This is a genomic window from Schnuerera sp., assembly GCF_035459645.1.
GTDB lineage: Bacteria > Bacillota > Clostridia > Tissierellales > Tepidimicrobiaceae > Schnuerera.
Genome location: NZ_DATHXO010000178.1, coordinates 1 through 4,629, shown reverse-complemented (window position 1 = coordinate 4,629; position 4,629 = coordinate 1). Strand labels below are relative to the sequence as shown.

The window sequence follows — 4,629 nt, the reverse complement described above, 5'->3', positions numbered from 1 at the left end:
ACTGGAAGATGCCCGCCGCACTGATCGGCAGGAAATCCTCGTAGGTGATTGGGCGCGCGCTGACCAGCCCGCGTTCGATCAGTGTCTCGAGGTCCGCCTCGGCGACCTTGTCCGCGGCACGGCCGGCGTCGGTCAGGCGGTATTCGAAGAACGCCAGCCCCTGGCGGCGCAGCGCGCTCTCGCTGTCGGGGAAGTCGGCGAAGACCTCGGCCAGAACCTGCTGATGCGCCGTATTGTCGAGGCCCTGGGTCCGCTCACGGGACGCCGTCAGCAGGCGTGTAGTAAAAGATATATTAACAAATCCTGCATTTGGAGATGTCTGGCTAATCATATCAATATTCACTGCATGATTAGCAAAGCTACTGAAAATATCTGAGATGTTTTTTAGCGTATAAGGAACTTTATTAATTGTTATCATCAACACTTCATCGCTTACACTTAACCCAGTTATACTTTTTTGTTCCATCTCTTTGTCAACCTCCTTTACATATGTTCCTTTAATATTATTATGACTAGAAGTAACATAAATAGGCACATCATATTTATAGCCTATCTCTATAGATCTAGTTTCCATAACCCTTGCTCCTAAACTAGACATTTCCATCATCTCTTCATAACTTATATAATCCAATTTTTTTGCTTTTGGAAAAAGCCTTGGATCAACACTATAAATTCCTTCTACATCAGTATATATCTCACATGCACATTGAAGCTTTGCTGCTAAAGCTACTGCTGTTGTATCTGACCCTCCTCTACCTAAGGTAGTTATCTCTCCTAATTCATTAGCTCCTTGAAATCCAGCAACAACTACAATTTTTCCTTCTTTTAAATACTTTTTGACATTATCAATATCTATTTCTACAATTTTGCTTTTAGTATGTATGCCTTTCGTCCTAATACCTGCTTGGAATCCTGTTAAGGAAATAGAATCATATCCCTTTTCTTTTAATATCATAGATAGTAATGAAATAGAAACTTGCTCTCCTGTGGCCATAAGTACATCAAGTTCTCTCTTGCATGGAGTATCAGAAATACTCCTAGCCATCTCAACAAGTTGGTTAGTTGTCTTTCCCATAGCAGAAACTACTATTACAATATTATAACCCTCTTGTTTTTTTCGAATTATACTCTCAGCTATACTTTGCATCTTCTCTATAGTCTCTACAGCTGTTCCACCATATTTTCGTACGATTGTTTTCATAACGCAACCTCCTGGCATAAGAAAAGTTTTTATCAAAATGTTGAGATTTAAGGAAACTTTTTAAAAACATTTATGAAATTTCTAAGTCTAAAAAATAAAACATTTTTATTTAATATAAAAAAAGCCATGAGCAAAAGGTACTCATGACTGTTTATACAATCGCCTTTCGCCCCAATGTGGTAAGTACTTCATTAGAAAATTGGGCAACTTTCTAATGACAGTACTATACTTATTCAGCATAGTCCCAATATAGGTATCCCTATATTTCGGCGACTGTTCCTTTCCTACAATTAGTTTACCATAGTACTCTTAACAACCGCAACCTCTTAGTCACATTGCTAAATTTAATTAATTGTATATCAATGTAACACACAAAATTAATATTGTCAACAGAACTTTGGTAACTTTTTATGATTGTTTGTGATATAATTTCAATAAATTAATTATTTTGGAGGTGCACCATGAATGATAGAATACGAATTGGAATAGTCGGGTATGGAAATATAGGACGAGGAACAGAGTTAGCAATAAGTCAAAATGAAGACATGGAGCTTGTAGGCATATTTACAAGAAGAGAACCTGATTTATTAGATACAAAATCCAATGTAATACATATTTCAAATATGTTAGATTTCAAAGATAAAATTGATGTAATGATACTATGTGGAGGATCTGCAAAGGACTTAGGCGAACAAGTTCCTATGACCTCAAAATATTTTAATACAGTAGATAGTTTTGATAACCATGGAAAAATCCCTGAATATTTTGATAAAATAAATAACATAGCTTTGAAATCAAATAAATTGAGTCTTATATCTGCTGGCTGGGATCCAGGTCTTTTTTCACTTGCTCGGTTATTAGGTAAATCAATTTTACCTAATGGTAGAAACTATACGTTTTGGGGAAAAGGAATAAGCCAAGGCCATTCAGATGCTATTAGAAAAATAAAAGGTGTAAAGGATGGAGTCCAATATACAATACCCTGTGAAGAAATTTTGAAAAAGGTTAAAAATTGTGAGGATGTAAATATTCCTTCTTGCAAAATGCATAAAAGAATCTGCTACATTGTATGCGAAGATGGTGAAGATTTAGTAAGAATAGAAAATGAAATAAAATCCATGCCAAATTATTTTGCAGACTATGATACAATTGTAAATTTTATCTCCGAGAAAGAACTTAAAAAAAACCATAATAAAATGCCTCATGGAGGATTTGTTATTCAAACTGGAACTACAAAATCTAATGCTAGGCATAAAATAGAATTCAATCTTGCCCTTGATAGCAATCCAGAGTTCACTTCATCAGTATTAGTTGCTTATGCTAGAGCAGTCCATAAAATGGCTTTAGAAGGTAAAAAAGGTGCTATAACTATATTTGACATTCCATTAGGATATTTATCCTCTAAAACAGGAGAGCAATTAAGAAGAGAATTATTATAAAAAATAGGATAGTTTTAAAACAAAATCATGTAAAATAGATAGGTCAAATGCCCTATTCCAAAGAACCTCTTTTTAATATAGAACATATAATATTGTAGAAAATACTAAAGGAGTGAACATTATGTATAATGATTATAAATCCTATCCTTATTCTTATTGGAATAGTCCTAGACATCAACCAGATCATAGGAAATATCCTATTCAGTTAAGGGATTATGGGCCTTGTCCTTTTGTAACTAATATTGAAGAAGCTACTAAACAAAATGATTTTTTCCGTATTGCATTATGGACAGGAAAATATTTACAGCTAACACTAATGAGTATTAATGTTGGTGATGATATAGGTTTAGAAATGCATCCTGATTTAGATCAATTCATTCGTATTGAGCAAGGCCAAGGAATTGTTAGAATGGGAAATAGCATGGATAATTTGGATTTCCAAACAAGGATATATGATGATTATGTAATATTTATACCTGCAGGGACATGGCATAATTTAATCAATACAGGTTGTGTACCAATCAAACTTTATTCTATATATGCTCCTCCTGAGCATCCTCATGGTACAATTCATAAGACTAAAGAAGAAGCTGAAATGTACCATGAACATTACTAGATAATGAAAATTAAAAATGTGGGCAAGGAATTTTTTCTCCTTGTCCACTAAAACTTACTTGTTTTTCTATTTTTTAACTATTAATTTATACCTAGCAAATATAGGTGTTATAATAATTATTAATACAATCCATATTAAGTAGATTAAAATAGTTTCTTTTGAACTTAGGTTTAAAACACTAAAAATATATTTTCCATGATACCTAAAATTATTAATTAAAATAGTTGGCCCTACTATAAATAAAGCTATAATTAATCTTGTTATAAATTTTACCCTATGTTCGGAATCACATTTACTACATACAATATGAGAGTAGCCTTTAACCCATATGGATTTTATAATATCCTTCCATTTAAATTTATTGCCACAACTTTTACATCTTTGCATATTAGTTTATTCTCCTTTTGTAATTTTTTCAATTGCTTTTATTAATATTTCCCCATTAGCACTTTTATCTGGCTCAATTCTTAAATTTTTATCCCCTGTAACCATAAAGCAATAATGATTATTGCCTAAATTTATCACCTGGATATTATCATCAACAATATCCATACTTTGATTACACATTTTTTTTATCTTATAAATTATATTTATCTTGTCACAATTTTCTGCGAAGATAATATATCCTTTTCCTATCTCTCCTTCTTTAATATCTTTAATTAAAGGTTTTCCTAGAATAGATGATAGGTAGTTCTTTGATTTATATAAAATATCCGTATGATTACCTTCAAGTAATATATTTTGCCCATTTAAATTTCCTAAAGCACTATGAATGGTTACTGTTCCATCTCCACAATTAGTTTTATAAGCTTTTATCGGTCTTCCATCTTTCCATTTGGTTTTCCCTTTATTCTTTATATCTACTAAAAACTCCTTATTAGTAAAAATATCTTTACCGGCAATAATAAAAATCTTACTCGGATCTATATATTTTTCTTCCAATTCATTTAAAAATATATTTTTAGCTAACATTCTTTCTACTGCAATTTCCTTCCTTTGTTCATATAAAAGTTCAATTGAAAATATAAAGTACATTTAATTCTCAGGTCGAAATAATAACCAATTTATTAAACCTATTGGTCCACTTATCAATATTAAAAAAAATACTAAAACGCTGGATTTTCCACGTCTTGTAGCATCCGAAGATACACCTAAACCTACAATAGTCCAAAATCCAAACCATATAATATAAAACATTTTATACCCCCTATGTTTTTTACAATAAATTAGATCTCTTATATAATTTATATTTTTATTATACATTATAATATTAAAAAGTATAGTTTAAAAGAAAATAGAAAACGCTAATAAAATGATTTTAATTATAAATTTCATAAAACTTGGGTATATAGACTAAGGAAAGGAGTGTAACT

At 31.7% G+C, this 4,629-nt stretch carries 6 protein-coding genes and 1 riboswitch; of the genes, 2 read left to right on the top strand and 4 right to left on the bottom strand.

Annotated elements, in window-relative coordinates:
• On the bottom strand, positions 1-1,201 hold a 1,201-nt coding region (locus VK998_RS04340; protein WP_325225896.1), incomplete at its 3' end, for an aspartate kinase.
• Positions 1,202-1,374: 173 nt separating this feature from the next.
• A riboswitch (Lysine riboswitch) is annotated at positions 1,375-1,537 on the bottom strand.
• Between the two features lie 125 nt (positions 1,538-1,662).
• Between VK998_RS04340 and VK998_RS04335 the strand changes: the two genes are divergently transcribed.
• Complete coding sequence (locus VK998_RS04335; RefSeq protein WP_325225893.1) at positions 1,663-2,640, top strand: diaminopimelate dehydrogenase; 978 nt, start codon at positions 1,663-1,665, stop codon at positions 2,638-2,640.
• Positions 2,641-2,761: 121 nt separating this feature from the next.
• Positions 2,762-3,256 (top strand): cupin domain-containing protein, encoded by a 495-nt coding sequence (locus VK998_RS04330; RefSeq protein WP_325225891.1) that lies wholly within the window; start codon positions 2,762-2,764, stop codon positions 3,254-3,256.
• A 66-nt stretch (positions 3,257-3,322) separates the two neighbouring features.
• Here the strand turns inward: VK998_RS04330 and VK998_RS04325 are convergent, their stop codons facing one another.
• From VK998_RS04325 to VK998_RS04315, 3 genes are read right to left on the bottom strand one after another with little or no spacing between them, the layout of a single operon-like run.
• Positions 3,323-3,643, bottom strand: coding sequence for a TIGR04104 family putative zinc finger protein (locus tag VK998_RS04325; protein WP_325225889.1), 321 nt, complete (start codon positions 3,641-3,643; stop codon positions 3,323-3,325).
• Positions 3,644-3,649: 6 nt separating this feature from the next.
• Positions 3,650-4,291 (bottom strand): hypothetical protein, encoded by a 642-nt coding sequence (locus tag VK998_RS04320; protein ID WP_325225887.1) that lies wholly within the window; start codon positions 4,289-4,291, stop codon positions 3,650-3,652.
• Positions 4,292-4,453 (bottom strand): hypothetical protein, encoded by a 162-nt coding sequence (locus VK998_RS04315; protein WP_325225885.1) that lies wholly within the window; start codon positions 4,451-4,453, stop codon positions 4,292-4,294.
• Positions 4,454-4,629 lie beyond the last annotated feature (176 nt).